3 protein-coding genes are annotated in these 2,459 nt (G+C 73.9%); all 3 read right to left on the bottom strand.

Annotated elements, in window-relative coordinates:
• Nucleotides 1-922 (bottom strand): lycopene cyclase family protein (locus JF597_RS54240; protein ID WP_294014505.1); only part of this gene is annotated, 922 nt, incomplete at its 3' end.
• Complete coding sequence (locus tag JF597_RS54245; protein ID WP_294014506.1) at nucleotides 919-1,044, bottom strand: hypothetical protein; 126 nt, start codon at nucleotides 1,042-1,044, stop codon at nucleotides 919-921. The genes JF597_RS54245 and JF597_RS54240, both read right to left, overlap by 4 nt.
• 159 nt (nucleotides 1,045-1,203) lie before the next feature.
• Complete coding sequence (locus tag JF597_RS54250; protein WP_294014508.1) at nucleotides 1,204-2,202, bottom strand: MerR family transcriptional regulator; 999 nt, start codon at nucleotides 2,200-2,202, stop codon at nucleotides 1,204-1,206.
• Nucleotides 2,203-2,459: the final 257 nt, after the last annotated feature.

Below are 2,459 nucleotides of genomic sequence, written 5' to 3' on the forward strand. Positions count from 1 at the left end.
GGGCGGCGGCGACGGCCCTGCTCTGCCGCTGCACGGCGGCGAAGGTGTAGCCGGTCGACGGGCGGGTCGCACCGCCCGCGGTCCCGATCCGGAAGACGGTGGGCCCGGTCCGGCGGGCGAAGCGCGCGTCGGTCATGGGGATGACGCCCTGCTCCGCCGATTCGACGGTGAACGCCCCGAGGCCGAGGATGTCGTGACAGTAATGGGCCAGAGCGGCCTCGTACGCCGTCGTGGTCAGCGGAGCACGGGAGAACTCGGTGTACTCGACGAGCGCCCGGTCCGGCGCCAGCGGCAGCGTGTAGCCGAAGGCGAGTCCGTGGCGCGGCTGCGGCACCCGGAAATCCATCAGATCGGCGACCGTGGGGTCGAAGCGGTCCGTGTCGGTGCGCACGTACCAGCCGCGGAAGTGCTGCAGCAGCAGCGTCCGGGCCGGGGGCAGGGAGCGCAGCGGGCGGGAGTCGAACACGTGGCGGGCGCGGAGTGTCAGCGTCCGGCCGTCGGACGTCGTGCAGCGGACCTCGGCGCCGTCGGCCGTGTCCTGCACGGTGTCCGCGGTGGCGCGCAGGACGCGCGAGCCGGGTGAACGGGCCAGCCGGGAGTGCACCAGCTGTTCGAACGCCGTGGACCGGAGCATGCGGTAGCGCAGCGGAGACGGGTCCACGGTGATCGTCCGGCCGTCGGTGCCGTGAACGCGGAGCCGGGACCAGGAGGCGCTGACCGCCTCGGCGAAGTCGCCGGTGCCGCGCTCCCAGTAGCACCAGGTCCGTTCGGGCGGCCGCCGCGGCCCGTCCGGCGCTTCCACCAGGGTGACGGTGGAGGAGCAGGTCGCCGCCAGGTGGTGCGCGAGGCTGAGTCCGGACGCGCCGCCGCCGACGATGATCACGTCGGAGGTCTCCGCGGGGGCCTCAGTACGTCGGCTCACCGGACACGCCGTTCGGCGGTGGCATCGCGTACCGCGAGGGCGCTGAACGCGGGGTCGTACGCGTCGGACTGGCCGCCGTCGGTGGCGGCGGCTCCCAGCACCGGTGCGCCGTTGGTGTCCACGTCTCACTCCTGATCGCAGAGGCACGCCGGCGGCCTCCCTCTCCTCGCCCTGTCTTCCGTGCCCGGGCCGCCGGTGGATGCGCCGGACACAGACCAGCCGGAGTGGAGCCGGCGCTCTCCGCACGTCCGCCCGACCAGGTACCCAGCGGACGCACCAGGTCACCTCAGAGCGATGGACTCCACCGCCGTGAGGGCATGTGCCAGCCCGGACGGATGCGGCGACCCCGGCACGGTCTGCCCGGCCCAGCCGGGCCCGAGCGTCAGGACGACCGGCTTCCTGCGGGCGCCCCGCACACCCCATTCGAGCGCGGCCACGTGCTGGGCCAGCGGCCGGCTCGCGGTGGTACGCGACTGCGCCCACAGACCCACCGCGGCCGGACCGGTTCTGCGTACGGCGGCCACGAGTGACTCGACGGGCAGCGCGCCACCGAACATGCGTACCGGCAGGCCCCGTTCGGCCAGGGCGGCGGCCAGGACCTCCAACGGCAGCGTGTGGTTCTCGCCGGGTACACAGGCGAGGACTGTCGTGGCGCCGGGCCGGTCGGCGACCGCGGGCGGGGCATGGCGCCGCAGCACACCGGACACGTGCCAGGACAGGAAGTGCTCGACCTCGACGTATCTCTCGCCCGAGGTCTCCCACTTGCGGCCGACCGCCTGCAGAGTCGGCATGATCACCTCCGACCACGCCGCCACCAGGCCGTGTTCCTCGATCGCGGCGCCAAGCAACCCGTCGAGCGCGGCGGCGTCGAGACGCAGGGCCGCACGGGCGACTCCCTTGCACTCCTGACGCACGTCGCCCAGGCGCAGGCCGGTGCCGGCCCGGCTCCGGCCGCGGGCCGCCGGCAGCGCGGACCGAACGGAAGCCACCTGCGGAGCAGGCGCCCGCGGACCCGCCTCGTCCAGCGCCAGACGGGCGGCCTCGGCGGGCGGCAGTCCGGTCGCCGTCAGCGCGCACATCCGCTCCAGCCGCGCCACGTCGACGGCGGTCCAGCGACGATGCCGGCCACCCGTGTGCGCCGTGGGGCCCAGACCGTAGCGGCGGTCCCAGGACCGGACCGTGGTCGGTGCCACCCCCAGACGCCTCGCCACCTCACCGGTGGTCAGCCCGCCGCCACGCGACGCGCCCTGATGATCACCGTCATCTCTGTCCGGGCTCATATCCTCCATCGTACGACGCACAAACGACGCATGTTGTCTGCGTCGTTTCAGCTCACAACACTGGCACGCAGGCGCTCGGCCACTGTGCCGACCGCCGACCGCAAGCGGTTCGGCGAGCGGCATTCCGGCCCCATCACGGGACGCACGGCAGGAGGGACCAGCCCATGACCACGAACACGCGATCCGCCGGTGCTCGCACCCGGGCCGCGGAGAAGCCGCCGTGCGATGAGGAACTGGCACGCGGCCTGTGCGCCGCG

The sequence above is a fragment of the Streptomyces sp. genome (assembly GCF_019510245.1).
In the GTDB taxonomy this organism is placed as follows: domain Bacteria; phylum Actinomycetota; class Actinomycetes; order Streptomycetales; family Streptomycetaceae; genus Streptomyces.

What these genes read in the sequence shown, in the direction of transcription:
- JF597_RS54250 (WP_294014508.1), bottom strand. Translation starts at nt 2,202, where the DNA reads ATGAGCCCGGACAGAGATGACGGTGATCATCAGGGCGCGTCGCGTGGC.